We start from the raw sequence: 25,699 nt of genomic DNA, 5'->3' as shown, positions 1-25,699 counted from the left end.
TTTGAGGTATTTATCTGTGAAAAAGCATAAACATGCAGCAGGCATTATTATCTTTGTTCTTATAACATTAATAATTGTCACTACTATCAATCTGCTTTTGGTATTCAGAACAACTGCCGATGAGACAATTAGTTCAGGTAAATATCAGCTTGAAAGTATTGGAGCTGACCTTGAAAACGGGATAAAAAATGCCAAAAACTTAACATCACAATATGCAATAAAAGCGCAACCTCTGATCTTGGACAAAGATGCTCTGGAAAAATTCATCTATGATACCCAGGATAAAATCAGAAAAGAGACCGGCGGAGTGGGCTTTAATGTTTATGCAGCAGGCAATGATTGGTACATAATACCGGATCTTAAGGAGGAAGAGTATGATCCTGCTTCAAGACCATGGTATCAGGGCGCTATCAAAAATAAAGGTAACGCCTATGTGAGTTCTCCTTATATTGATGTTGTTACCGGAGCGATATGTTATACAGTTTCTATTTCCTTAGATGATAATGATACGGTTTTTGCTGTCGACTATACTCTTTCACAGATTCAGAATAAAATTCAAAAGATGTCCATAGCTGATAATACTACTTCAGTAATTGTTACTGAGGATGGTATTATTGCGGGGAGTAGCGAACAAAGCTACGTGGGTAGTGAACTCATAGATGCTTTCCCCGATTATATGGGCATTTTTGAGAGTGCAAAACTGTCTGATGAGACTGTTTCCTACAGGCTAAGAAATGGCCTTTCCCATGACAATCTTTTTGCAACCGGAACGGAATCGGGCTGGTATCTTATTGTCGGTATTAATGATTGGGAGTTGTACCATAATAATTATCTGTGGTTACTACTTTCAATGGTTCTTAATCTCATAATTTTCTTTGTTATTTTCATTCTTTATTTTATTAGTAAGAATAATGAGGCAAAAGCTCAGGAGGCATTGGATTCCAAAAACAGTTTTCTGCAGGAAATTACAGGGGATCTGAAAACTCCTCTTAGCCAGATACTCAATAATACTGATTCAAGGACCTTCGATGAAGATAAGAACTATGAAGCCAGATTCGAGAGTATTCAGTCTGCCACAAAACAGCTTTCTGAGAGTATTCAGCAGATAATCAGTTATTCAAATTATGTAAAAAGCGAGAATCAGAAACACAGCAGACAGGATGTAAAACGCATAAAGAAGATAAGCAGTAAATACAGAACAATAATAATTGTTCTTATGAGTCTGAGTATGCTTATAAGTGTTATATCCATCAGCTGGATGACTATACGCTGGTGTACTGCCAGCATGCAGGAGAAAGCGGGAAATTATGAAAGCCAGGTAACGGAATGGACTTTATCACAAAAAAACATTCTTGATATGTTTGTTGCAGATATTTCTACGAATTCCGATATATTAAAGAATCCTCAGGAAACTATAGATTATCTCGCCAGAATAACTTCCTGTTATGAACAGATCTCAGCTTCTTATATTGCCAACAAGGACTTTGTTCATTCGGTTTATATGAATACCGGATGGAGACCGGATGATTATTTCAGGATTGAAGACAGACAGTGGTACATGGATACTTTAAATTCTGATACCGGCTTCAATATTTCAAGTCCATATATTGATGTTCAGACAGGACTGTATTGTATAACCTTCTCGGAAGTGGTAAATGATGCAAAAACAGGGGATTATCTTGGCGTATTCGGAATCGATTTTTACATTGATAAGCTGATTGATATTCTTGGCAATTCCTATACAGATACCGGTTATGCATTTTTGACAGATTCCAGGGGAACCATCATAAATCATCCTCACGGGACCTATCAGATGACAAATAAAAGATCCACAAACATCGCAGGTCTTAACTATGAAGAAGCTTATAATGATCAGGGCTCTGTAACAGTATTTAAGGATTATGATAACGTACCTAAAGTAATCATCGCGAAAAATACAAAAATTGCAGACTTTACTGTTTTTGTAGTAATCAATTTCTTTACTATTTACGGGCGTTCAATAGTTTATGGTCTTATAGCATTTTTCTCATCACTTGTTTGTGTTTTTGCTATATGGAATCTGCTTGGAAGTCTTATAACCTGGCAGGATCAGGTTAATGATCAGTTGCAGGATTCTGCAGATGCTGCAATAGCTGCAGGAAAAGCAAAAAGTGATTTCCTTGCCATGATGTCTCATGAAATAAGGACCCCTATTAATGCCATAATCGGTATGAATGAAATGATTCTAAGGGAGTGCGACAATGATGATATAAAATCCTATTCAGCAAATATTCAAAGCGCATCAAAAACACTTCTTTCGCTTATTAACAGTATTCTGGATTTCTCAAAGATTGAGGAAGGTAAGCTTGAAATAGTTTCTGTTAATTATGAAGCAAAAGCACTTATAGCAGATATTATCAATATGATAAGTGCACGTATAAACAAAACCAGTCTTGAGCTTAAGCTTGAGATTGATCCCAAAATACCTCAGGGTATGTATGGGGATGATTTCAGAATAAAACAGATTATACTTAATCTTCTTACCAACGCCGTAAAATATACTGAAAAGGGTAGCGTCACCTTAAAAATGTCAGCTAAGCCTTTAAATAAAGAGGAGGTTCTTCTTGATGTTAAGGTCTGTGACACAGGTATAGGTATAAAAGACACTGACATCGATAAGCTTCATGCATCTTTTCAAAGACTTGATGAGAAGAGAAACAGAAATATTGAAGGTACGGGACTTGGAATTGCAATCGTAACAAGCCTTCTTAAAATGATGGGTAGTAACCTTGAAGTTAAGAGTGTGTATGGTGAGGGCTCTGAATTTTCATTTGTCATCCAGCAAAAGGTTACGGACTGGAGAGATATAGGAGAGTTTGACTTTGAAAGTATTAAGGCAGACATTGCTGAGAGCACTGATAAGTTCCTTGTGGCTCAGGATGCTGACATACTTATTGTAGATGATAATGAGATGAATTTATCGGTAATGAAGAGCCTTCTTAAGAGAAATAAGATAAAACCTGATTTTGCATCAAGCGGACAGGAATGCATAGATAAAGCAGGTACAAGGCACTATGATATTATCTTTTTGGATCACATGATGCCTATGATGGATGGTATAGAAACCCTTGCCATTCTTAAAGAAAGAGATCTTTTAAGTAAGGATACTACCGTGATCGCTCTTACAGCTAATGCCGTTGTTGGCGCAAAGGAAGAATATATTGCTGCCGGATTTGCAGATTATCTGTCAAAACCTGTTGATACAAAGATACTTGAAAAATTCCTGGCAAAATATCTGCCGCCCTATAAATACACCTATGTATCAGCTGATGATGAGAAGGTAAGACAAAAGACCATGGAGCAGACTAAGAGGAAGGATACCATTATAGATGAGGATATAATAGAGTTTATGCCTTCAACAACAATGGATGAAAGTTCAAAAGAAAACATTGATTACATTAATAAACTTAAAAAATTGTCCTATCTTGATGTGGATTCCGCTGTTTCTCTAAGCGGCAGTATAGATGCATATATCACGGTACTACAGATGTTTATAAGAACTGCCGAAATAAAAAAGAACAGAATAAAAGAATTATATGAAAAGAAGGATATTAAGAACTATATCATAGAGCTTCATGCACTTAAGAGTTCCGCAAAGCTTATTGGTGCAGAAGAATTAAGCAGTCTTGCAAAGGATCTGGAGTTTGCAGGAAAGGAAAATGATTTAAGTGTTATTGAAGAAAAAAATGCCTTAATATTTGAATGGTATGATAGAATTATTAGTGACATAAACAAGACTTCTTAGATGAACTTCGGAGGTTACATTAATGGCCGGCTGGGTTTTTGTAGTTGATGATGACATGACCAATCTGCTTGCAGCAGGTAATATACTTAGCAAAAATAATATAAGAGTCACAGCCATAAAATCAGGAGAAAAGCTTCTTGCTCATATTAGGAACAATAAGCCTGATCTTATTCTTCTTGATATTTTGATGCCACATATGGATGGATATGAAACTTTTAAGAGACTTCGTCAATTGGAGAAGGACTGGGGCGATGAAGAGACACCGGTAATATTTCTTACTTCGGATGAAGATGAGGATGCTGAGATCAGAGCATTGGGACTTGGCGCAGCTGATTTTATACGCAAGCCCCTTAGAGAAGATGTTCTCCTTAAAAGGATCATGAATGTTATTGAGAATCGCGCACGGATACGTGAGCTCATTAATGATGCCACCATTGATGGTCTTACGGGTTTTCTCAATAAATCTGCAGTAAATGCAAAGCTTACTGAAGTCTGTCAAAAAGAAAATGGCGCACTGATGATCCTTGACATAGACAATTTCAAAATGGTAAACGATCTCTATGGCCATGATACAGGTGATAAGCTTCTTAAGCTGTTTTCTGAAGTCATATCCACCAATATTCGTGAAAAGGATATAGTCGGACGAATTGGCGGAGATGAGTTTATCGTATTTTTGAAAAACTTTAAAGCTGAGTCCGGGATTAACTCGCTTAATAAGCGTATAAACAAGCAGTTAAAAGAAATCATGAATAAGTTTTCTACGACTTTGCTGCCTTTTTCTGTAGGCGTATCCAGTGGTGTTGCGTTCGTACCGACTGATGGAAGGAATTACGAAATTCTTTTCAGAAAAGCCGACACGGCCCTTTATCATGTTAAACAAAACGGAAAACATGGTTATAATATATTTGCTGATTCAATGGAGCAGATTGTTACATATGATTCCGCTTCGAAGGATGAGATTGATCAGATCAGCAATGCTTTAAAAGAGAATGAGACCTATAACAGTGCTATGTGGGTCGGTCAGGATGCCTTCAGTCACATTTACAGATATATGTTAAGATATATCAGAAGTTATCATGGCACTGCTTACAGGGTGCTTTTTAAGGCTACACCTGCGAATAGTAATGTAAGTCAGATGGAATTTACAGAGTATATGAAGAGATTTGGTACTCTTATTTCCAATTCACTAAGAAAAAGTGATGTTATGATGCAAAACGGAATTAATCAGTTCTTTTTATTCCTTCCGGGTATAAATGAGACGGATATAGATAATGTTATATCCAGAATCATGACATCCTGGAATGAACTTGATTTTTCAAAAAAGGTAAGTATATCTTATGAGTCGGAGAACATACAGTCTGAGGACGATAAAGATGGTAACAGACGTATAAATGACTCATCGGATGAATAAATCCCAAAAAATAAATTTAATTGGAGCTCTTTAAATGATTGCTTTTGTAAATGGAATACTTGATGAAAAAAGAGATCTGCTTGCTGTTATCGATGTCGGAGGTATTGGTTATAATGTCAATATCTCCGCTTATACTGCAGACAGATTGCCCGGTAAAGGTGAAAGCGTAAAGCTTTACACATATATGAGTGTTCGCGAAGATGCCATGAATCTGTATGGATTTCTTACGCGGGATGAACTGGATTTTTTTAAACTACTTATAAGTGTCAGCGGAATAGGACCTAAGGGAGGGCAGGCAATACTATCTGTTATGACTCCGGATGATCTTAGATTTGCGATTCTTTCCGGAGATTCGAAATCGATAAGTAAAGCCCCCGGAGTAGGCAAGAAGACTGCTGAAAGACTGGTTCTTGAGCTAAAGGATAAGATTTCAAATGATGATATTATCAGTGGTAAGGCAGGTGGCAGTGCAGAAAACATGTCTGCTCTGACTACTGAGGATACGCCTGCAAATGAAGCCGTTGAAGCTCTTGTAAGTCTTGGATATGCTTTATCAGAAGCATCAAAGGCAGTAAGAGCAGTTATCGCTAAGGGGGATGCAGACGGGGATGATACGGAAGCTATTTTGAAGCTTGCTTTGAAAGAACTTATCTGAATTTTTAAATAAAGTGGTGGAGTTATGGAAAAAAGGACAATAAGAACTACTGCAGAGCGGGGTAACGGAGCTATAAATGCAAAGGTTCTTGATGAAGATAAAAAAATAGAAGGGTCACTGAGGCCTAAGAGATTAAAAGATTACATAGGTCAGGCTAAAATCAAAGAAAATCTTAATGTATCAATTGAAGCAGCAAAAAAAAGAGGTCAGAGCCTTGATCATATTTTGTTGTACGGACCGCCCGGACTTGGTAAAACCACTCTTGCTGAAATTATTGCAGCAGAGATGGGAGTTCACTGTAAGGTTACAAGCGGACCTGCAATTGAAAAGCCCGGTGACATCGCAGCAATTTTAAATAACCTCAAAGAAGGTGATGTTTTATTTATTGACGAAATCCACAGGTTGAACAGACAGGTGGAGGAAGTCCTTTATCCTGCTATGGAGGATTATAAAATCGATATCATAATAGGCAAAGGCCCGACAGCAAGATCAATAAGACTTGATCTTCCTCATTTTACACTTATAGGTGCTACCACAAGAGCAGGTATGCTTTCTGCTCCACTGCGAGACAGATTCGGAATGCTCTATAAGATGGAATTCTACGAGACGGAAGAGCTTATGCAGATCATTATGCAGTCAGCTACTGTGCTAGGTGTAGAGACAGAGGATGGCGGCGCAAGGGAAATGGCAAGAAGAAGCAGGGGGACGCCCAGAATTGCCAACAGAATTTTGAAAAGAGTAAGAGATTATGCTCAGGTGAGATATGACGGCGTAATAACAGAGAATGTTGCAAAAACAGCTCTGGATCTAATGGATGTAGATAAGCTCGGACTTGATCATAACGATAGGACACTTCTTCTTACTTTGATTGAAAAGTTCGCGGGAGGACCCGCAGGTCTTGAGACTCTTGCTGCTTCTATTGGCGAGGACGCGGGCACAATAGAGGATGTATATGAGCCATATCTTCTTAAAAACGGTCTTATAAACAGGACTCCGAGAGGAAGAGTTGTTACCTCTCTTGCATATGAACATCTTGGGCTTTCAGAACTTGCAGATACATGATGTAGTAGTGCTGTTTTGAAAAAATATCGCGCTATACTATTGATAATGTATATGCCTAAAGTATATAATTTGGATAAATACTTTTAAGTTTTGATATGGGGAGGATAATTATGGCTTCTAAGACTGATACCGAGGTAATCATTGGTGGAAAGGTATTTACTCTGAGCGGATACGAGAGTGAGGAATATCTTCAAAAGGTTGCCTCTTATATAAATAATAAAATTGCAGATTATAATAAAATGGATGGATTTAAGAGACAGCCTCTTGATACCCAGAATGTATTATTGCAGCTGAATATTGCTGATGATTATTTCAAAGCAAAGAAGCAGGTTGAAATGCTTGAAGGTCAGCTCAGCGATAAGGAAAAAGAGCTTTATGATATTAAGCACGAGCTTATTGCTACACAGATAAAGCTTGAAAATACAGAAAAAAATGTTAAGAATCTTCAATCTGATATAACAGAGGATTCAAGAAAGATTATTCAGATGGAGACAGAGCTTAAATCTCTGAAAAAGTAATTGTTGGGCTGCCTGTATGGCAGCCTTTATACTTGTTTTAGAAGCGCATTAAGCGAGGTTTTTATATATGCGTAAAGTTGAATTATTAGCTCCCGCCGGTAATTATGAAACGATGGTAGGAGCATTTAATGCAGGTGCAGATGCTGTTTATCTTGGAGGGCAGGGGTTCGGAGCAAGAGCCTTTGCTGATAATTTTACTAATGAAGAAGTTATAAAGGCTATACAATATGCGCATTTGCATGGGAAAAAGATATATCTTACAGTTAACACTCTTTTAAAGGAAAATGAAATTCCTGCCTTTAAAGAGTTTTTTGAACCCTTCGCTATGGCTGGACTTGATGGAGCAATAATTCAGGATTTTGGCGTATTCAGGATGATACGTGAAATGTTCCCCTGGGTTGAGCTTCATGTAAGTACTCAGATGACGATAACAGGTGAAGGCGGTGCAAAGCACTTGATGGAACTTGGTGCAAAGCGTATTGTACCTGCAAGAGAGCTGTCTTTATCTGAAATTGAAAATATTCATAATAACTGTAAATTCAGTAATGGTGAAAGCGTTGAAATAGAGGCATTTATTCATGGCGCAATGTGTTACTGCTATTCAGGTGCATGTCTGTTTTCCAGTATGGTAGGCGAGCGTAGCGGAAACAGAGGACGTTGTGCACAGCCCTGCAGACTTCCATATAAGAGCGGCAAAAGAGAATGTTATCCTTTGAGTCTAAAGGATATGTGTATGGTTGATCGAATTCCTGAGCTTATAGAGGCGGGAATCGATTCCTTCAAAATTGAAGGTCGCATGAAAAAGCCAGAATACGCAGCAGGTGTCACCTCTGTGTACAGAAAATATATAGACAGATATTATGAACTGGCAGAATCTGACAGTTTTGAGAAAGGGAAAATCAAATTGGATGCTTCAGAAGCTGATAAGAAAATATTGTCAGCTTTATATCTGCGTTCAGAAATAGGTGAGGGATATTATTTCAGACACAACAGCAAGGATATGGTGACTATTGATAATCCTGCATACAATGGATCTGATGAAAACGTATTAAATACGATACGTGAAAAATATCTCACCGGAGAGAAAAAAATCAATGTAAATCTCACCGGAAGATTTTTTGTGGGTGAGCCTGCAACTATAACCATTGAAACAGATGGTTCAATATCAGAAAGTAAAATCAGTGTGACAAAAACCGGAGATATAGTTCAGGAAGCATTAAAAAAACCTATGTCAGAAGATGACATTACAAAACAGCTTTCTAAATTTGGTAATACCTGGTTTGAGCTTAAAGATATTTCATTGGATATTGATGATAAAGGAATATTTGCAGCAAATAAATCTTTAAACGAATTAAGAAGAAATGCATGTGAAGCCCTGTTAAATGCTATAATAAATAATCAGAAAGCAAACGGTGTTTGTGAATCATCAGAGGGCACTTTGTCTGCCGGTTCTGATGAAAATGACATAAATTCTCATGATAATAAAGAGCTCATGAATCGACAGGATCTCACAGATGATACGGATTCAGACAGAGATATTTTTGCTGTTTCAGTAATGAATAATGCCCAGCTTACGAGTGTTTTTAAACACGCATCCGGAACAGATAAAAGTTTAAGAATATACGCAGATAGCAGGATTATAGAATTTGATTCAAATGAACTAAAAGACATACCTTCAAACGTAAGTATTTATGTTTCACTTCCGTATATTATCAGAAATGAAAGCTTTTTTGATGGTCATAAAGAAATAAGAGAGATACTGAATAAAGCTGATGATCTTAATTTGACAGGTGTTCTTGTACGTAATCTGGAAGAGCTATATGTAATTAAAGAATCCGGATATAAAGGAAAAGTTGTTCTTGATTATGGTCTTTATATCTGGAATCATGAAGCGCTTTTGCTTTATAAGGAGTTATGCGGCGATGATGTTCTGAAGGCGTTCAATTTGCCCTTGGAGCTTAGTTTACATGAGATGAATGAATTCCTTGATTCACTTTATAATGGATCAGAAGGTGAATGCGATTACTCTTTAATTCCGGAAGCCGGACTGATGGTTTACGGAAGAGTACCAATGATGCTGACAGCCGGCTGTGTTAAAAATACTTTGGAGGGCTGTAGTGGTAATAGAGGCAGGCTTTCAGACTACGGTATGACCAATCTTGTGGACAGGACCGGAAGAACACTTCCTGTTACCTATGACTGTCAGCACTGTATGAATATTATCTGGAACAGCGTTCCTGTATCTTTATTCAAGAAGACTAAGAAAATCAGAAGATTTTCTGATAAATATAATATTTTATACAGGATCGATTTCACCACTGAGAATGAAAAAGAAGTCAGTGAGATTTTGAATGCCTACAATGGTATTTTTTATAATCACACAGATAAGAAAAGTTCTGAATTTGATTATATATTATCAAAACAGGATTACACGACAGGACATTTTGAGAGGAGCGCCGATTAAGGTGCAGTATTTATGGAATTATACTTAACTGAAATATCAAAATATGTGATAGCAGGAGGTATGGCTGTTTACGCCTTTTTCAGCTTTCTTGTATTCATATATAAAGGAGAACGCAGAAGAAGGTGGATTTATTTTCTGCAGACTGTTTCGCTCTTTGCGACTCAGTTTGCGTGTTTTATTCAAATCATTGCACAGACGGGATCAAAGAGATATTTCTTTCTGCTCATGATTCAGTCACTGGTACTTATAAGTACCATTTCGCTATTCAGACTGGTATATCCTGATGGGAACAGGCTAATTATTAATAATATGTGTATGCTTCTTATGGTAGGCATGATTATGATAACAAGAATATCCTATGGTAAAGGTATACGACAGTTCCTTATAGCATGTGCTTCAATTGTTATTGCATTTATAATACCTGAAATCATTTTTAGAATGGCATTTCTTGAGAGAGGCGGATGGATTTTTGCAGGGATAGGTATTGCAGTACTTGCCATTCTTTTGATATATGGTTCTGTTGCCAATGGTTCAAAGATAAATTTCAGGATTGCGGGACTGTCTTTCCAGCCTCAGGAATTGGTTAAACTTATATTTGTATTTTTTATTGCATCAATACTTTCAAGAAAAAAAGATTTTAAAACAGTAGTTTTGGTCTCTGCAATAGCGGCTATGCATGTGATCATACTGGTATTATTAAAGGATCTTGGAAGTGCTCTGCTGTTCTTTGTAGTGTACATCTGCATGTTGTTTGTTGCTACAAACCAGCCCCTTTATATGATTGCAGGACTTGGTGCAGGAACAGCTGCAAGTGTAATAGCTTACAGGCTTTTTCCGCACATACAGCAAAGAGTTGCTGCCTGGAGAGACCCCTGGATAGATATAGATGCAACAGGATATCAGATTACCCAGTCACTTTTTGCAATAAGTGGCGGCAGTTTATGGGGACTAGGTCTTTATGGAGGTACACCTACTTCCATTCCATATGTTGAAGAAGATTTCATGTTTGCTGCCATAGCTGAGGAACTTGGTATTGTTTTTGCATCATGTCTTGTTGCTGTGTGTATGTCAACCTTTCTTATGATACTTCTGGAAGGATATAAGATAAAAAGTATTTTCGGAAGATTATTATGCGTAGGAATGGGCGTTATGTACATCTTCCAGGTCTTCCTTACGGTAGGCGGCGATTCAAAATTCATTCCTCTGACAGGTGTTACTTTGCCACTTGTAAGCTATGGTGGAACCTCAGTAATGGTTACGATAATCATGTTTGCATTTGTAGAGGGCGAATGTCTTGTAAGAACTGATGAACGTTATCAGGAATATTTAAAAAGAAAGAGGGAGAAGATGAATGAAAGACGATAATAAATCTTATCCCATTATCTTTATTGGAATAGCATTTTTGCTGCTGTTTATCTCGATGGTAAGCTATATCTGCATTTATGCCATCAAAAATGAGAGAGTAATGTTTGACAACAGTTACAACGCTCATCAGCAGCTTTTAAAAACACAGAATACACGAGGCACAATTTATTCAAACGACGGACAGATACTTGCCAAGACAGTTACTGATGCCAATGGTAATGAAACCAGAGAGTATCCGTTCGGAAAAGTATTTTCACATGTTGTAGGGTTCTCGGTAAACGGAAGAAGCGGCATAGAGAATCTTGCCAATTATTATCTTATTAATTCAAATGCCACGCTTAAAAGTAAGGCAGAAGCTAAGGAGAATGAATTAAAATTCCCCGGGGATAATGTATATACCACTCTTGATGTAGATCTTCAGGAGACTGCATTTGAAGCTTTATCGGCTCACAAAGGAGCAATTATTGTAACAGATGTTAAAACCGGCAAGGTTTTGGCTTTGGTATCAAAACCGGACTTTGATCCTGCTACAATTTTAAATGATTGGGAAGACATTACTTCTGATGAGAATAATACTCAGCTTTTAAACAGAGTATCTCAAGGATTATATCCTCCCGGATCAACTTTTAAAATACTGACATCACTTGAATACTACAAGGAGTTTGGTGAAGATTATTTAGATTATCGTTATAATTGTAACGGTAAATTCGTTTCAGGTAACGATACCATTAAGTGTTTCCATGGAGAAAGTCACGGTGCACTCGATTTTCAGACTTCATTTGCAAAGTCCTGTAACTCATCCTATGCAAATATAGCTCTGCAGCTTGACCGGGCTAAATTTGGCAAAACGCTTGATGAACTTATGTTTAATGCAGATCTTCCGTGGGATATGAATTATTCTTCATCAACTGCGACCTGCGATGAGAATTTGAGTGACGGAGATACAATGCAGCTTGGAATTGGTCAGGGTGCCACCACGGTTACACCGCTTCACATGAACCTGATCACCATGGCTATAGCCAATGACGGCTTACTGATGAAGCCTTATTTTCTTGAAAAAGTTGTGACGGAAGATGGTAAGGTGCTTGAAAACTTTAAACCTTCTGAATATAAAACACTGATGACAAAAGATGAGTCATATTTTCTTAAAAATATGATGGAAAAAGTTGTAACTGTCGGAACAGCCTCCAGATTAAAGGGATTATCTTATTCTGCTGCAGGTAAAACAGGATCCGCGGAATTTAAGGACAGCACTTCTGACTCACATGCCTGGTTTACGGGGTATGCACCGGCTGAAGATCCGCAGATTGCCGTTACTATCATTGTAGAGAATGCAGGTTCCGGCGGCGAATATGCTGTACCGATTGCTAAGAGGGTTTTCGACTGTTATTTTAAAAAATCAGGGGAGTAAATTTTGTCTATAAAGGGGTTTTGTACATTCTATTCAAATTTATACATAGGTGAATCCATTAAAAATCCAAGACTTGTTAAGTGGAAGCTAAAACACGGAGCAGGTCAGCTTTTCATCTATGTGATCACTGCTCCCGAAATGGCAGGCGGTCAGCTTGAAATAAAGCACTGTGCTGTTCTTAAACAGAAGTATTATAAGCGGCACCCTGCATTTGTTTATGGAATCGCTGGAAGCTATAAGGAAGCTGTGGATATCATTGTAAAATTGTGCGATGAAGCAAATGAGAATGGCTTGACCGGAGATATAAAAGGTTATCTTGGAGGAGCGTTGGGGGATAATTGATGGGGACTGTTTTAACTGTCTTAAAGATAATAGGCATCGTACTTGGATCTATTCTGGCGCTCACATTATTAATTATTCTGCTGATATTATTTGTTCCTGTACGCTATAAGGTTGATGCTTTAATACAAGAGACAGATCTTGAGAAAGATGCTGATAAACTTAAAGACAATATTTCTGCATGTGCTTCATTTAGCTGGCTTCTTCATTTTATCAGCGGAGGCATTTCATATCCTGAATCAAAAGAGTTTTATATTAAAGTATTATGTTTTAAAGTCTATCCGCCGAAAAATAAAAAGAATGATGACTTAGAGGAATATGATCTCGAAGATGAGATAAATAGTGAAAATCAGGATAAGCTTACAGAGATGGAAGAAGGTCTTCCTGAAGTGAAAGCTGAGGATGAAAGCGCTAAAACATCTGAGAATGAGCATGATATCGAGCAGCAGACTGAGGTCCCTTGGAATGAACATGCTATCGAACAGCAGACAGATGCCCAAAACACAGATGAAACTGCACCTGAAAAAGCAGCTGATTCTACTGAGGATATTCCCTCAGAAACTGATGAGGAGAATAACCGGGAATCAGAAACGGAAGATGATTTTGAGGATGATGACAAGGGATTTTTTGATATTATAGAAAAAATCTTTGAGACAATTGCCAGGATAATCAAAGTACCACAGGATGTATTCACAAAAATCCAATATACAATATCTAGAATTTATGCTAAGATAGACATGGTAAAAAATACACTATCCAATGATATTTTCAAGCGTGCATTTGAAATTACCAAAAAGCATTTATTCAGAGTAATCAGGATGATTCTTCCAAAGAAATTCAAGGTGAACTTACTCGTTGGAATGGAAGATCCTACTGTAACTGCTGATATTCTCGCCGCTTATGGTGTTTTATATCCTGTAGTTTATAATAAGGTGTATGTTACGCCTGATTTTGATCGTAAAATCCTTGCAGGAGAAGCGCATATCAAGGGCAGAATTACAATTTTTACCATAGTTTTTTCTGCAGCAGTACTTTACTTTAACAAAGATGTAAAGAAAACTATCAAAAGATTCAACAAAATTATCAATTCATAGTTGGGGAGAGCTTTTTTATGGGAGATTCAAAGTTTAATTCCGTTGTGGATTCTCTAATGAATGGCATGAATACTATTATGGGAGCTAAGACTGTAGTTGGTGAACCCACTCAGGTTGGAGATACCGTAATTGTTCCGCTGGTAGATGTTTCCTTTGGGGTAGGGGCAGGTGCCAGTGATGCCGATAAAAAGAATTCCGGAGCCGGTGGCTTTGCTGCCAAGATGTCACCTAGCGCAGTTCTTGTAATTAAAAACGGACAGACGAAGCTGGTTAATATCAAGAATCAGGATGCTGTAACCAAAGTACTTGATCTTGTTCCGGATATTGCTGATCGTTTCTTGAATCGTGGCAATGACATGATGGATGATGACAGCGCTGTAGATATTGCCTTTCCTGAAGATGAGACCTGAGTTAATTTTGTAAGGCATATGGGAACAGTCCAGCAAAAGCTGCTGTAAATATTCTCATATAATTTTGTACGGTATAGGGGGTTCCGTATGGAAAAGTTCATTAGTGAAGAAAGAATTGACAAGGCAACCGAGGAAGAGCTCTTTGAAATGAAGCTATGGATTTATAAAGAGAGCCAGAGACTTGAACAGGAACAAATGGCTGTTGATCGTAAAGTGGCTGAGATCGAAGCAGAGATGAAAAAATTCCGCGACAGATTTCAGTTTGAGAGAAGTCGCCTTGAGCACGACAAACAAAAGCTACAGGATGACAAGGCTCTGTTTGATCAACAGATTGAGATTCTTAAAGAGGGCTTTGATAAGCTTAACATCGATAAGAAGAAACTCGAAAGAGAAAGAAAAAAACTTGAGCAGGAAAAGGGATATCTTAGAGAAGATGAATACAGCAGAGCTGAATTTTTCTTCCAGGGAGTTAATTCTCTTCTTGCATTGAAAAAAAGATACCGTGATCTTATGAAGATTTATCATCCCGATAACCTGTGTGGAGACCATAAGCTCTGCGATATTATAAATGAGGAATATAATGTACTCCTCAGACAGTTTGATGCATATATGAAGGCCTGAATTACGGGGTGGCAGTAAAGATATTTAGTAAAAATTATTACTTTTTTGTAAATGTTGAATTTTCACTTGCAATCACTTAACATTTCTGCTATTATCTTTGATGTTGCGAATATTTATTATGATTATAATGTTTTATGAGTTTTAAATAACTCAGTAGCAACTGTTTATTAACAAATATGGCTTATAAGGAGGTGTCAAAGTGGCTAAGTGTGAAGTTTGCGGCAAAAGCGTTCATTTCGGTAACAACGTAAGCCATTCCCATAGAAAGAGCAATAGAATCTGGAATGCTAACGTACATAAGGTTGCTGTTAAAGTTAATGGCGGAACACAGAGAATGAATGTTTGTACAAGCTGCCTCAGATCCAAAAAGGTTGAGCGTGCTTAATCTTATTTCATTGAAGTTTGTATTTAATTAAAGGATTCACGCAAGTGAATCCTTTTTTTATCTTATATGAAATTTCTTCGAAATTCTTATTTTGCTTCATTTTTTTATCCGCTTAGTTTATAATCTTTTTATATGCTTTAATGGAGGTGCAGTATGAAGTCTACTTCAATGAATACCCATATGGGAAGTATCGCTATTGATAATGAAGTAATTGCTCAGTATGCAGGAGCTGTTGCCAATGAATGCTTCGGTATCGTCGGAATGGCTAATGTTAATATGGCTGAGGGTCTTGTTAGTCTGTTAAAAAAAGACAATATCAAGAGAGGTATTAATGTAACTGTCGGATCTAATCGAAAGCTTACATTAGATTTTCATGTAATAATTGCTTACGGTGTGAGCATTTCAGCTGTAACGGATAATCTTATAGATAATGTAAAATACAAGGTTGAGGAATTCACCGGCCTTGAAATAGAGAAGATAAATATCTTCGTTGAGGGCGTTCGCGTCATCGACTAAGGTCAAGGAGGTAGAATTTTGAGTAACACTATAAATGCGTCAGACGTGAAGAAGATGTTTCTTGCCGGCGCAAGTAATCTTAATGCAAAAAAAGAATGGATAAATGAGCTTAACGTATTTCCTGTTCCGGACGGAGACACAGGTACAAATATGACAATGACAATCATGTCTGCAGCTAAGGATGTAAAAGCACTTCCCGAAGATGTAGATATGGGTGTTCTTTGCAAGAATATTTATTCTGGTGCGATGAGAGGCGCAAGAGGTAACTCCGGCGTTATTCTTTCACAGCTTTTAAGAGGCTTTACAAAAGGCGTCCGTGACTATGATGAGCTTAATGTTCCGATTATTGCAGATGCTTTTGGTAAAGCTGTTGAGACAGCATATAAGGCAGTTATGAAGCCCAAGGAAGGAACAATTCTTACTGTTGCCAAGGGAGTTGCTGAGAAGGCTATGGAGCTTTCGAAGGAAGGTACCGAGGATTTAGCTGTTTTCTTTGAAGAAACAATTAAGTATGGTGATGTTGTCCTTTCAAAAACTCCTGAAATGCTTCCTGTTTTAAAACAGGCAGGTGTTGTAGATTCAGGCGGACAGGGTCTCATGCAGGTTCTTAAGGGAGCCCTTGATGCATTTCTCGGAAAGGAAATTGATTACAGTATAGATGAGGCTGCAGCTACACCTGTTCCGAAGAACGCCAAGGCTGATGCTGAAGTAGATATTAAGTTTGGCTATTGTACTGAATTTATTGTTCTTCTTAATAAGCCTTTAAATGTAAAGCAGGAGATTGATTTTAAGAGTTTCCTTGAGTCTATCGGTGACAGCATTGTAATGGTGGCAGATGATGAAATCTGTAAAGTACATGTTCATTCAAATGATCCCGGACTTGCTATCCAGAGAGCTTTAATGTATGGTCAGCTTTCTAACATGAAGATTGACAACATGCGCATGGAACATCGTGAGAAGCTTTTCCACGAGACAGAAAGCGGTGTTTATGCTGAGATAGAAACTGAGATTAACGGTGCTGCAGAATCAACACCTACATACAGTAAGGATGATGATATTCCTCTTAAAGGTGAAGCTTCTAAAGCAGAAGAACCCAAGTATGTAAATGCTGAGCATAAGGAAATAGGTTTTGTAGCTGTTTGTGCAGGCGAAGGACTTGCAGAGATTTTCAGAGGTCTTGGTGTTGACTACGTTATTGAAGGCGGCCAGACAATGAATCCCAGCACTGCCGATATTCTTGATGCTGCTTCTAAAGTTGATGCTGATACGGTTTTTGTGCTTCCAAATAATAAGAACATTATACTTGCCGCTAACCAGGCGAAGATAATGATGGATGATAAGGAAGGGGATAAGAAGATTATTGTTATTCCCACTAAGACAGTTCCTCAGGGTATTACAGCTGCCATTAACTTTATTCCCGGCGCTTCAGCACAGGAAAATGAAGAGGGAATGATTGAAGCAATAGCTTCAGTTAAGTCAGGTGAAATTACCTATGCTGTCCGAGACACAATGATTGATGATGTAACAATCAAGCAGGGCGACTATATGGGAATTGGTGATACCGGAATACTTGGCGTTGGTGGTGACATTGATGATGTTACCGAGATGATGATCAACAAGATTGCCGACGATTCTACTGAACTTATCAGCCTTTATTACGGATCAGATATTAAGGAAGATGAAGCAAATACACTCAGTGAGCGTATTGTTGCTAAATTCCCTAACTGTGACGTTGAAGTTCAGTATGGCGGACAACCGATTTACTATTATATTGTGAGTGCGGAGTAAAATGACGGGTAAGAAAAATCCATCACTAATTGAAAATGTATCTTCTTTAAAGGGCGTTGGCGATAAAAGCAGCGCCCTTTTTGAAAAGTGCGGAATAAAAAGTATTGAGGATCTTCTTGGATATTTTCCTCGTGATTATGACATATGCAAAGAGATACAAAATGTATCCGATCTGCATGAAGGTGATGTAAGTGCCATAAGAGTAGTTCCTTCATCTAATATTGCCCTTAAACATGTAAGAAATTTGAGCATTCTTACATTTAAAGCTTCTGATACCACAGGAGATATAAACATTACTTACTTCAATATGCCTTTTATGAGAAACAATATTAAACCCGGACATCATTATGTTTTCAGAGGTATTGTTCAACGAAAAGGCAGAGGCTTTGTAATGGAACAGCCCAAGATGTATAAGACAGAGGATTATCTTGAGATAATGGGCTCAATGCAGCCAAAATATCCTTTGGTTAAGGGGCTCTCCAACCAGCTTGTAATAAAGGTGATGAAGCAGGCTATAAATATGACGCCATATCTTGAGGAGATGCTTCCGACATATATTAAAAGACAGCTTGGGCTTCTTGATTATTCAGAGGCTGTACGGAAAATACATTTTCCTCTGAATACTGATGAATACAGGATTGCCAGAAAAAGAATTGCATTTAACGAGATTCTTGAGTTTATATTAAGACTGAGATTCCTGAAAAGAGAAGAAGAACAATCCATTAACGATTATTCTTACGAATCATCAAAAGCTTCTGATTCCCTGATTGAACAACTTCCATATAAGCTTACAGGTAAACAGCTTACAATCTGGAATGAGATAAAATCAGACCTTCGAGGACCTCATATAATGAACAGACTGATACAGGGTGATGTGGGTTCCGGTAAGACTATACTTGCATTTTTATCGCTTCTTTTTACTGCTGAAAACGGATATCAGGGAGCTATTATGGCACCTACTGAAGTTCTTGCCAGACAGCATTATGAAGGCTTCCTGGAAATGGCTGAAAAGTATGAGCTTCCCATCAGACCGGTACTTCTTGTGGGAGCGCTGACCGCAAAAGAAAAGAGGCTTGCTCTTGAAGGAATTGAGAATGGCAGTTTTAATTGTATCGTCGGTACAAATGCGCTAATTCAGGAAAAGGTGAATTATAAAGAGTTAGCTCTTGTAATTACTGATGAGCAGCACAGATTTGGCGTTTTGCAGAGAGAAAAGCTTTCTGATAAAGGTATGAATACTCATATTCTCGCAATGAGTGCTACTCCGATACCCAGAACGCTGGCTATCATACTGTACGGAGATCTGCATATTTCTGTCCTTGACGAGATGCCTATGGGCAGAATTCCCATAAAAAACTGCGTAGTAGGAACTGAATACCGTCCCACGGCATATAAATTTATATATGACCAGGTAAAACAGGGGCATCAGGCGTATGTCATATGTCCTATGATTGAAGAAGGTGAAATGGACGGTGTAGAGAACGTATCTGACTATACAGAAAAGCTGATAAAGGCTTTGCCTTCAGATGTACATGTTGCGACATTACATGGAAAAATGAAGCCTTCTGAAAAGGATTCTGTAATGGAGGATTTTTCAAATGGACTGATAGATGTTCTGGTATCAACAACAGTAATTGAGGTCGGAATAAATGTTCCAAATGCAACCGTTATGATGATTGAAAATGCTGAAAGATTCGGACTTGCACAGCTTCACCAGCTAAGAGGAAGAGTGGGCAGAGGAAAAGCTCAGTCTTACTGCATTTTTATAAACACATCCGGAAGGAAAGAAGCAAAAGAGCGACTTTCAATCATGAATAATTCAAATGATGGATTCAGAATTGCCGAGGAAGATCTAAAGCAAAGAGGTCCGGGAGACTTATTTGGAATAAGGCAGAGCGGAGAAATGTCGTTTCATGTAGCAGATATCTATCAGGATGCTGCACTGATAAAGGAAGCCGCAAGCCTTGCAGACAGGCTTCTTTTGGAGGATCCTGACCTCGTAATGGAAGAAAATGCGCCTATTAAGCAATGGCTTATCTCAAATTCATTTGACTTTATGGCTCTATAAAAGTAAAATTTAGTAGAATATGTGATTTAATATACAATATATAGTGTAATTACTTGGAGGAAATCAATGTCTAAGGTAGCAATCATAACGGATACTAACAGTGGTATTATGCCTGCTGAGGGTGAGGCTCTTGGAATAAAAGTACTGCCTACGCCCTTTATGATTGATGGTGTTGAATATTTAGAGGGAATAAATCTTTCACAGGAAGAATTTTTTAGGAAACTTGCTGATGGTGCCGACGTTTCAACAAGTCAGCCCAGTCCCGGTTCTACTATAGAGCTTTGGGACATCATGTTAAAGGATTATGATGAAATAGTATATATTCCACTTAGCAGTGGATTATCCAGTTCCTGTCAGACTGCTTTAATGTTGGCAGAAGATTATGAGAACAAGGTTTTTGTTGTTAATAATCAGCGCATTTCAGTAACCATGAGACAATCTGTCCTTGATGCAATTGAAATGCGTGACAAGGGTATGAGTGGTAAGGAAATAAAGGATAAGCTTGAAGAGGTAAAATTCGAGTCAAGTATTTATATTATGCTTGATACGCTTTATTACTTAAAGAAGGGCGGAAGAATAACACCGGCTGCTGCAGCACTTGGAACTTTGCTCAAGCTTAAACCCGTTTTACAGATACAGGGTGAAAAACTTGATGCTTTTGCAAAGGCAAGGACTGTGACACAGGGTAAGAATATTATGATCAATGCTGCTATGTCAGATATAGAGAATAGATTTGGCGGCTTAGATGCACATGATGTTCATCTGAGCGGTGCTTATTCTTATGATCTAGAGAAAGCGAATGAGTTCAAGGCAGAAGTAGAAGCCGCTTTTCCGGGCTACAAAATGCATATGGATCCTCTTTCTCTTGTAGTATCCTGTCACATTGGCCCCGGAGCTCTTGCTATTGCATGCTCAAAAAAAATACACATTTAAATTTCCGTTTGTTTCATTTTCCTACAAACGGCATTAGAAAAAAGTTTTAGTAAGGTTGGGAAAGTTTTATGTCTGAAATGAATAACTATGATGCATCGAGCATTACAGTTCTTGAAGGTCTTGAAGCTGTAAGAATGAGACCCGGTATGTATATCGGCAGTGTTTCTACGAGAGGATTGAATCACCTCGTATACGAAATAGTAGATAACGCTGTTGATGAACATTTAGCAGGGCATTGTTCTCAGATCACGGTTACGCTAAATCCTGACGGAAGCGCAACTGTAGAGGATAATGGTAGAGGTATCCCTGTTGGAATGCATGCAAAAGGGATCACGGCTGAGCGTGTTGTTTTAACTATGCTTCACGCAGGTGGTAAATTTGATAATGCAGCTTATAAGACAAGCGGTGGTCTGCACGGTGTAGGTTCATCCGTTGTAAATGCTCTGTCTACCTGGCTCAAGGTTCAAATCAGAACCGATGGTCAGATCTATGAAGATGCGTATGAAAGAGGCGTTCCCACTGTACAATTAAAGGATGGTCTGTTAGAACCGGTAGGTAAAACAAGAGAGCATGGTACTACGATTTCTTTTTTACCTGATCCTACAATCTTCGAAAAGACCAGATTCAGAGAGGAAGATATAAAGTCCAGACTTCATGAGACTGCTTATCTTAATCCTGAACTCAGAATTATTTTCATCGATGACAGACCGGGAACCGAGGAGTATATCGAGTTCCACGAGCCTGAGGGAATTACCGGCTTTATCCGCGATATGAATAAATCAAAGGAAACCGTTACGGATGTCATTTTCTATAGTGGTGAAAGTGACGGAGTTTCTGTTGATGTCGCTTTTCAGTATGTCAATGAATTCCATGAAAATATACTTGGTTTTTGTAATAACATCTATAACGCCGAAGGTGGTACACACCTCACCGGTTTTAAAACCATGTTTACCAATATAATCAATCAATATGCAAGAGAGATTGGTGTACTTAAGGATAAAGACAATAATTTCAACGGAACCGATGTCAGAAACGGTATGACTGCTGTAGTCAGCATCAAGCACCCTGATCCCAGATTTGAAGGTCAGACCAAAACAAAGCTTGATAACCAGGATGCAGCAAAGATTGTTTCACAGATAACCGGTGATGAGGTAACAAGATTTTTCGACAGAAATTTGGAAGTCTTAAAATCTATAATCGGATGCGCTGAAAAGGCTGCAAAAATAAGAAAAACAGAGGAGAAAGCCAAGACTAATCTTTTGACTAAGCAGAAGTACTCCTTTGATTCAAATGGTAAGCTTGCGAACTGTATCAGTAAAGACGCTTCAAAATGTGAAATCTTTATCGTAGAGGGTGATTCTGCGGGTGGTAGTGCTAAAATGGCGAGAAACAGAGAGTTTCAGGCTATTTTACCTATTCGCGGAAAAATCCTTAACGTTGAAAAGGCAAGCATTGATAAGATTCTGGCAAATGCAGAGATTAAAACTATGATCAATGCTTTTGGATGCGGCTTTTCTGAAGGATATGGCAATGACTTTGACATATCAAAGCTTAGATATGACAAGATTGTTATTATGGCTGATGCCGATGTAGATGGTGCTCATATTGCAACACTTCTTCTTACATTGTTCTATAGATTTATGCCTGAGCTGATTTTCGAAGGACATGTCTACATTGCAATGCCGCCTTTATATAAGGCTATGCCCAGCAGAGGCAAGGAAGAATATCTCTATGATGATGCAGCACTTGAGAGATATCGTAAGAACCATAAAGGCTCATTTACACTTCAAAGATATAAAGGTCTTGGTGAAATGGATCCTCAGCAGCTTTGGGAAACAACTCTTGATCCTGAAAACAGAATGATGAGACTTGTAGAAATTGAAGATGCAAAGATGGCTTCACACATGACCGAGCTTCTTATGGGGAACGATGTCCCTCCGAGAAGAGATTTTATACATCAGCATGCTACAGATGCTGAGCTGGATGTTTAATATACAGACATTCACTGGATTTGATGATAACGAATTTTAAAATAAGTCTATAAATATCTAAATGAGGTTTACATAATGGAAGAAAAACTGATTCGTTCCGAATATTCGGAAATAATGCAAAAGTCATACATAGACTATGCAATGAGTGTAATTGTAGCTCGTGCACTTCCGGATATCAGGGATGGTCTTAAACCTGTTCAGCGCAGAACTTTATACGATATGTACGAGCTTGGTATCAGATATGACAAACCATATCGTAAAAGCGCCCGTATAGTCGGTGATACCATGGGTAAATATCATCCCCATGGTGACAGCTCTATATATGATTCACTGGTTGTTATGACCCAGGACTTTAAGAAGGCGGTTCCACTGGTTGACGGTCATGGTAACTTTGGAAATATTGAGGGCGATGGAGCAGCTGCCATGCGTTACACAGAAGCAAGGCTTGCTCAGATTACTCAGGAGAATTTCCTTGCAGATCTTGATAAGGATGTAGTTGATTTTATTCCAAACTTTGACGAAACTGAGCGTGAACCTACCGTTTTACCTGTTAAAATCCCTAATTTTCTGATAAATGGATCTGAAGGTATTGCAGTAGGTATGGCAACAAATACTCCGCCACACAATCTGGCAGAAGTAATTGATGCAGAGATTGCTTTCATGCAAAATCCGGAGATGACAACTAAACAGCTCATGAAGTATGTCAAAGGTCCGGATTTCCCTACAGGTGGAATCGTAATAAATAAGGACGACCTTCGCTCAATCTATGAGACAGGACAGGGTAAGGTTCGCATTCGTGGTAAGGTTGACGTTGAAAAGGGTAAAGCCGGTCATATAAATCTTATTATTTCTGAGATTCCTTATACAATGATTGGCGCCGGAATTGGAAAATTCCTTTCAGATGTTGCTGAGCTTGCGGAGAAGAAAGTAACCAATGACATAATTGATATTTCAAACCAGTCTTCAAAAGAGGGAATCCGTATTGTGATCGAACTTAAGAAGGATACGGATGTTGAGAATTTTACAAATCTCCTTTATAAGAAGACCAAGCTTGAAGATACCTTTGGTGTAAATATGCTTGCAATTTCTGACGGAAGACCGGAAACTATGAGTCTTCAGTCAATAATGAAGGCTGTAGTCAACTTCCAGTTTGAAACAGCTACCAGAAAGTATACTACACTGCTTCATAAGGAACAGGACAAGAAGGAAATTCAGGAAGGTCTTATTAAGGCCTGCAATGTAATTGATATCGTAATCGAAATCCTCAGAGGGTCAAAGGACAGACCTATGGCTAAGGATTGCCTTGTAAACGGTAACACTGAAGGCATCAGGTTTAAGAGTGAAGCCTCAAGAGCAATGGCTGCCCAGCTACTTTTCACAGAAAGACAGGCTGATGCTATTCTGGAGATGAGACTTTACAAATTAATAGGTCTTGAACTTGAAGCTCTCGTAAAGGAACATGAGGACACTATCGCTAAAATATACCGATATGAGGATATTCTTGAGGATCACGAGTCAATGTCTCTTGTAATTCAAAATGAACTCAGTGAGATCAGAAAGAAATATGCCGTAAAGCGTAGAACGGTTATTGATAACGTTGAAGAGGCTGTTTATGAAGAAAAGCCGGTTGAAGAGATCGATGTGGCATTTATCATGGACAGATTTGGTTATGCCAAGACCATTGATGTAACTACTTATGAAAAGAACTTTGATACTATCAAGAATGACTTCAGATTTTCATTTGTAATGAAAAATACCGGTAAGGTATGTATATTTACAGCTAATGGTAATCTGCATACTATCAAGGCACTGGATCTTCCACAGGGAAGAATGAGAGATAAAGGTGTACCGATTGATAACCTAAGTGACTTTGATACGACCAGTGACCAGATAATATACGTTTCAAGCCAGAGCAATCTCAACCTGTATAGAATTATGTTTGTTACTAAACAGGCTAATATGAAGATAGTTGACGGTGGCGAGTTTGATGTTACAAGAAGAACAGTTGCTGCAACAAAGCTTGCAGAAGGCGATGAGGTTGTAAGTGTTCATGAGCTGCATGAGATAAATACTGTTGTACTTCAGTCTGAGGCAGGATTCTTCCTTAGATTTAGCGTCGACGAAGTTCCTGAGAAGAAAAAGGGAGCTGTTGGTGTCAGAGGAATGCGTCTTTCTGCCAAAGATTCTGTAAGAGATGTGTACTATCTTAAAGAAGCTGATGAGCAATCAATTGAACACAATGGCAAGGATTTAAAGCTTGATCATCTAAAGATAACAAGCAGAGATACTAAAGGCACAAAAGTAAGATTATAAAAAAATTGGAGATAAAATGAGAGTAATAGCTGGTGAGGCAAGACGCCTGAGACTCGTAACACCTGAAGGTAACGATACGAGACCTACACAGGATAGAATTAAAGAAACTCTTTTCAATATGCTTCAGAATGATGTTCCGGGAGCTGTATTTATAGATGTCTTTGCAGGAAGCGGTGGAATAGGAATTGAAGCTCTTTCAAGAGGTGCAAAAAAGGCATATTTTATTGAGAACAATATTAAGGCTGTTAAATGCATCAATCAGAATCTGCAGACTACTAAATTCGAAGACAGGGCAACTGTTTTAAGACAGGATGTCCTTGTGGGTCTGAAAAATATAAAGGAAAAAGAGGTTGATCTTATTTTTGTAGATCCGCCTTATGAATCAGGTCTGTATGAAAGGACTTTCGAACTCTTGGGACGTTTGCCATATGTTACGGAGTATACGATGCTGATTGCTGAATGTAATCTTGATATGGATCTGTCAGTATTTGAAGATGCAGGATTTGAAATTATCAAAGAGAAAAGATATAAAACAAATCAGCACGTATTTCTAAAAAAGGCTATTTAATAT

At 38.2% G+C, this 25,699-nt stretch carries 20 protein-coding genes; all 20 read left to right on the top strand.

Annotated features, from left to right (window positions below):
- Positions 1-16 precede the first annotated feature (16 nt).
- Entirely contained in the window at positions 17-3,784 is a 3,768-nt protein-coding gene (locus T501_RS01685; protein WP_050008055.1) for a cache domain-containing protein, read from the top strand.
- A 22-nt stretch (positions 3,785-3,806) separates the two neighbouring features.
- Positions 3,807-5,195 (top strand): GGDEF domain-containing response regulator, encoded by a 1,389-nt coding sequence (locus T501_RS01680; RefSeq protein WP_026509255.1) that lies wholly within the window; start codon positions 3,807-3,809, stop codon positions 5,193-5,195.
- Between the two features lie 34 nt (positions 5,196-5,229).
- A complete protein-coding gene (gene ruvA / locus T501_RS01675) occupies positions 5,230-5,850 on the top strand; it encodes a Holliday junction branch migration protein RuvA (RefSeq protein ID WP_026509256.1) in 621 nt (206 codons plus the stop codon).
- Between the two features lie 24 nt (positions 5,851-5,874).
- Complete coding sequence (gene ruvB / locus T501_RS01670; RefSeq protein WP_044912836.1) at positions 5,875-6,912, top strand: Holliday junction branch migration DNA helicase RuvB; 1,038 nt, start codon at positions 5,875-5,877, stop codon at positions 6,910-6,912.
- A gap of 110 nt (positions 6,913-7,022) precedes the next feature.
- A complete protein-coding gene (zapA, locus tag T501_RS01665) occupies positions 7,023-7,430 on the top strand; it encodes a cell division protein ZapA (RefSeq protein WP_029321302.1) in 408 nt (135 codons plus the stop codon).
- 67 nt (positions 7,431-7,497) lie between these two features.
- Positions 7,498-9,894 carry a U32 family peptidase gene (locus T501_RS01660; RefSeq protein WP_044912835.1) on the top strand — a complete coding sequence of 799 codons (2,397 nt, stop codon included), beginning with the start codon at positions 7,498-7,500 and terminating at the stop codon, positions 9,892-9,894.
- A gap of 12 nt (positions 9,895-9,906) precedes the next feature.
- Positions 9,907-11,259, top strand: coding sequence for an FtsW/RodA/SpoVE family cell cycle protein (locus T501_RS01655; RefSeq protein ID WP_044912833.1), 1,353 nt, complete (start codon positions 9,907-9,909; stop codon positions 11,257-11,259).
- A complete protein-coding gene (locus T501_RS01650) occupies positions 11,246-12,670 on the top strand; it encodes a peptidoglycan D,D-transpeptidase FtsI family protein (protein WP_026509261.1) in 1,425 nt (474 codons plus the stop codon). The genes T501_RS01655 and T501_RS01650 overlap by 14 nt, the downstream gene beginning before the upstream one ends.
- A gap of 3 nt (positions 12,671-12,673) precedes the next feature.
- Positions 12,674-13,012, top strand: coding sequence for a hypothetical protein (locus T501_RS01645; protein WP_155831402.1), 339 nt, complete (start codon positions 12,674-12,676; stop codon positions 13,010-13,012).
- Positions 13,012-14,103 carry a DUF2953 domain-containing protein gene (locus T501_RS01640; RefSeq protein WP_044912831.1) on the top strand — a complete coding sequence of 364 codons (1,092 nt, stop codon included), beginning with the start codon at positions 13,012-13,014 and terminating at the stop codon, positions 14,101-14,103. Before T501_RS01645 ends, T501_RS01640 begins: the two co-directional genes overlap by 1 nt.
- Positions 14,104-14,120: 17 nt before the next feature.
- A complete protein-coding gene (locus T501_RS01635; RefSeq protein WP_044912829.1) occupies positions 14,121-14,513 on the top strand; it encodes a GerW family sporulation protein in 393 nt (130 codons plus the stop codon).
- 87 nt (positions 14,514-14,600) lie between these two features.
- Positions 14,601-15,134: a J domain-containing protein gene (locus tag T501_RS01630; RefSeq protein ID WP_044912827.1), complete on the top strand. Its 534-nt coding sequence runs from the start codon at positions 14,601-14,603 to the stop codon at positions 15,132-15,134.
- Between the two features lie 199 nt (positions 15,135-15,333).
- Positions 15,334-15,519 (top strand): 50S ribosomal protein L28, encoded by a 186-nt coding sequence (gene rpmB, locus T501_RS01625; RefSeq protein WP_026509265.1) that lies wholly within the window; start codon positions 15,334-15,336, stop codon positions 15,517-15,519.
- A gap of 153 nt (positions 15,520-15,672) precedes the next feature.
- The gene (locus T501_RS01620) at positions 15,673-16,035 is read left to right on the top strand and encodes an Asp23/Gls24 family envelope stress response protein (protein ID WP_026509266.1); all 363 of its coding nucleotides are present in this window, start codon (positions 15,673-15,675) and stop codon (positions 16,033-16,035) included.
- A gap of 15 nt (positions 16,036-16,050) precedes the next feature.
- Positions 16,051-17,823, top strand: a complete 1,773-nt coding sequence (locus T501_RS01615) for a DAK2 domain-containing protein (protein ID WP_044912825.1) — start codon at positions 16,051-16,053, stop codon at positions 17,821-17,823.
- Position 17,824: 1 nt separating this feature from the next.
- Complete coding sequence (recG, locus tag T501_RS01610) at positions 17,825-19,891, top strand: ATP-dependent DNA helicase RecG (RefSeq protein ID WP_044912823.1); 2,067 nt, start codon at positions 17,825-17,827, stop codon at positions 19,889-19,891.
- A 66-nt stretch (positions 19,892-19,957) separates the two neighbouring features.
- A complete protein-coding gene (locus tag T501_RS01605; RefSeq protein WP_044912821.1) occupies positions 19,958-20,824 on the top strand; it encodes a DegV family protein in 867 nt (288 codons plus the stop codon).
- A 68-nt stretch (positions 20,825-20,892) separates the two neighbouring features.
- Positions 20,893-22,815, top strand: coding sequence for a DNA gyrase/topoisomerase IV subunit B (locus T501_RS01600; RefSeq protein ID WP_026509270.1), 1,923 nt, complete (start codon positions 20,893-20,895; stop codon positions 22,813-22,815).
- Positions 22,816-22,890: 75 nt separating this feature from the next.
- The gene (locus T501_RS01595) at positions 22,891-25,128 is read left to right on the top strand and encodes a DNA gyrase/topoisomerase IV subunit A (RefSeq protein WP_044912819.1); all 2,238 of its coding nucleotides are present in this window, start codon (positions 22,891-22,893) and stop codon (positions 25,126-25,128) included.
- Positions 25,129-25,144: 16 nt separating this feature from the next.
- Positions 25,145-25,696 (top strand): 16S rRNA (guanine(966)-N(2))-methyltransferase RsmD, encoded by a 552-nt coding sequence (gene rsmD, locus T501_RS01590; protein WP_026509272.1) that lies wholly within the window; start codon positions 25,145-25,147, stop codon positions 25,694-25,696.
- Positions 25,697-25,699 lie beyond the last annotated feature (3 nt).

The sequence above is a fragment of the Butyrivibrio sp. WCE2006 genome, assembly GCF_000701985.1.
In the GTDB taxonomy this organism is placed as follows: Bacteria; Bacillota; Clostridia; order Lachnospirales; family Lachnospiraceae; genus Butyrivibrio.
This window is presented reverse-complemented; position numbering and strand designations above follow the sequence as displayed.

Excerpts from the sequence above, each read along its gene's own strand:
- T501_RS01680 (WP_026509255.1), top strand. The coding sequence starts at position 3,807 with ATGGCCGGCTGGGTTTTTGTAGTTGATGATGACATGACCAATCTGCTT.
- ruvA (WP_026509256.1), top strand. The coding sequence starts at position 5,230 with ATGATTGCTTTTGTAAATGGAATACTTGATGAAAAAAGAGATCTGCTT.
- ruvB (WP_044912836.1), top strand. The coding sequence starts at position 5,875 with ATGGAAAAAAGGACAATAAGAACTACTGCAGAGCGGGGTAACGGAGCT.
- zapA (WP_029321302.1), top strand. The coding sequence starts at position 7,023 with ATGGCTTCTAAGACTGATACCGAGGTAATCATTGGTGGAAAGGTATTT.
- T501_RS01660 (WP_044912835.1), top strand. The coding sequence starts at position 7,498 with ATGCGTAAAGTTGAATTATTAGCTCCCGCCGGTAATTATGAAACGATG.
- T501_RS01655 (WP_044912833.1), top strand. The coding sequence starts at position 9,907 with ATGGAATTATACTTAACTGAAATATCAAAATATGTGATAGCAGGAGGT.
- T501_RS01650 (WP_026509261.1), top strand. The coding sequence starts at position 11,246 with ATGAAAGACGATAATAAATCTTATCCCATTATCTTTATTGGAATAGCA.
- T501_RS01640 (WP_044912831.1), top strand. The coding sequence starts at position 13,012 with ATGGGGACTGTTTTAACTGTCTTAAAGATAATAGGCATCGTACTTGGA.
- T501_RS01635 (WP_044912829.1), top strand. The coding sequence starts at position 14,121 with ATGGGAGATTCAAAGTTTAATTCCGTTGTGGATTCTCTAATGAATGGC.
- T501_RS01630 (WP_044912827.1), top strand. The coding sequence starts at position 14,601 with ATGGAAAAGTTCATTAGTGAAGAAAGAATTGACAAGGCAACCGAGGAA.
- T501_RS01620 (WP_026509266.1), top strand. The coding sequence starts at position 15,673 with ATGAAGTCTACTTCAATGAATACCCATATGGGAAGTATCGCTATTGAT.
- recG (WP_044912823.1), top strand. The coding sequence starts at position 17,825 with ATGACGGGTAAGAAAAATCCATCACTAATTGAAAATGTATCTTCTTTA.
- T501_RS01605 (WP_044912821.1), top strand. The coding sequence starts at position 19,958 with ATGTCTAAGGTAGCAATCATAACGGATACTAACAGTGGTATTATGCCT.
- T501_RS01600 (WP_026509270.1), top strand. The coding sequence starts at position 20,893 with ATGTCTGAAATGAATAACTATGATGCATCGAGCATTACAGTTCTTGAA.
- T501_RS01595 (WP_044912819.1), top strand. The coding sequence starts at position 22,891 with ATGGAAGAAAAACTGATTCGTTCCGAATATTCGGAAATAATGCAAAAG.
- rsmD (WP_026509272.1), top strand. The coding sequence starts at position 25,145 with ATGAGAGTAATAGCTGGTGAGGCAAGACGCCTGAGACTCGTAACACCT.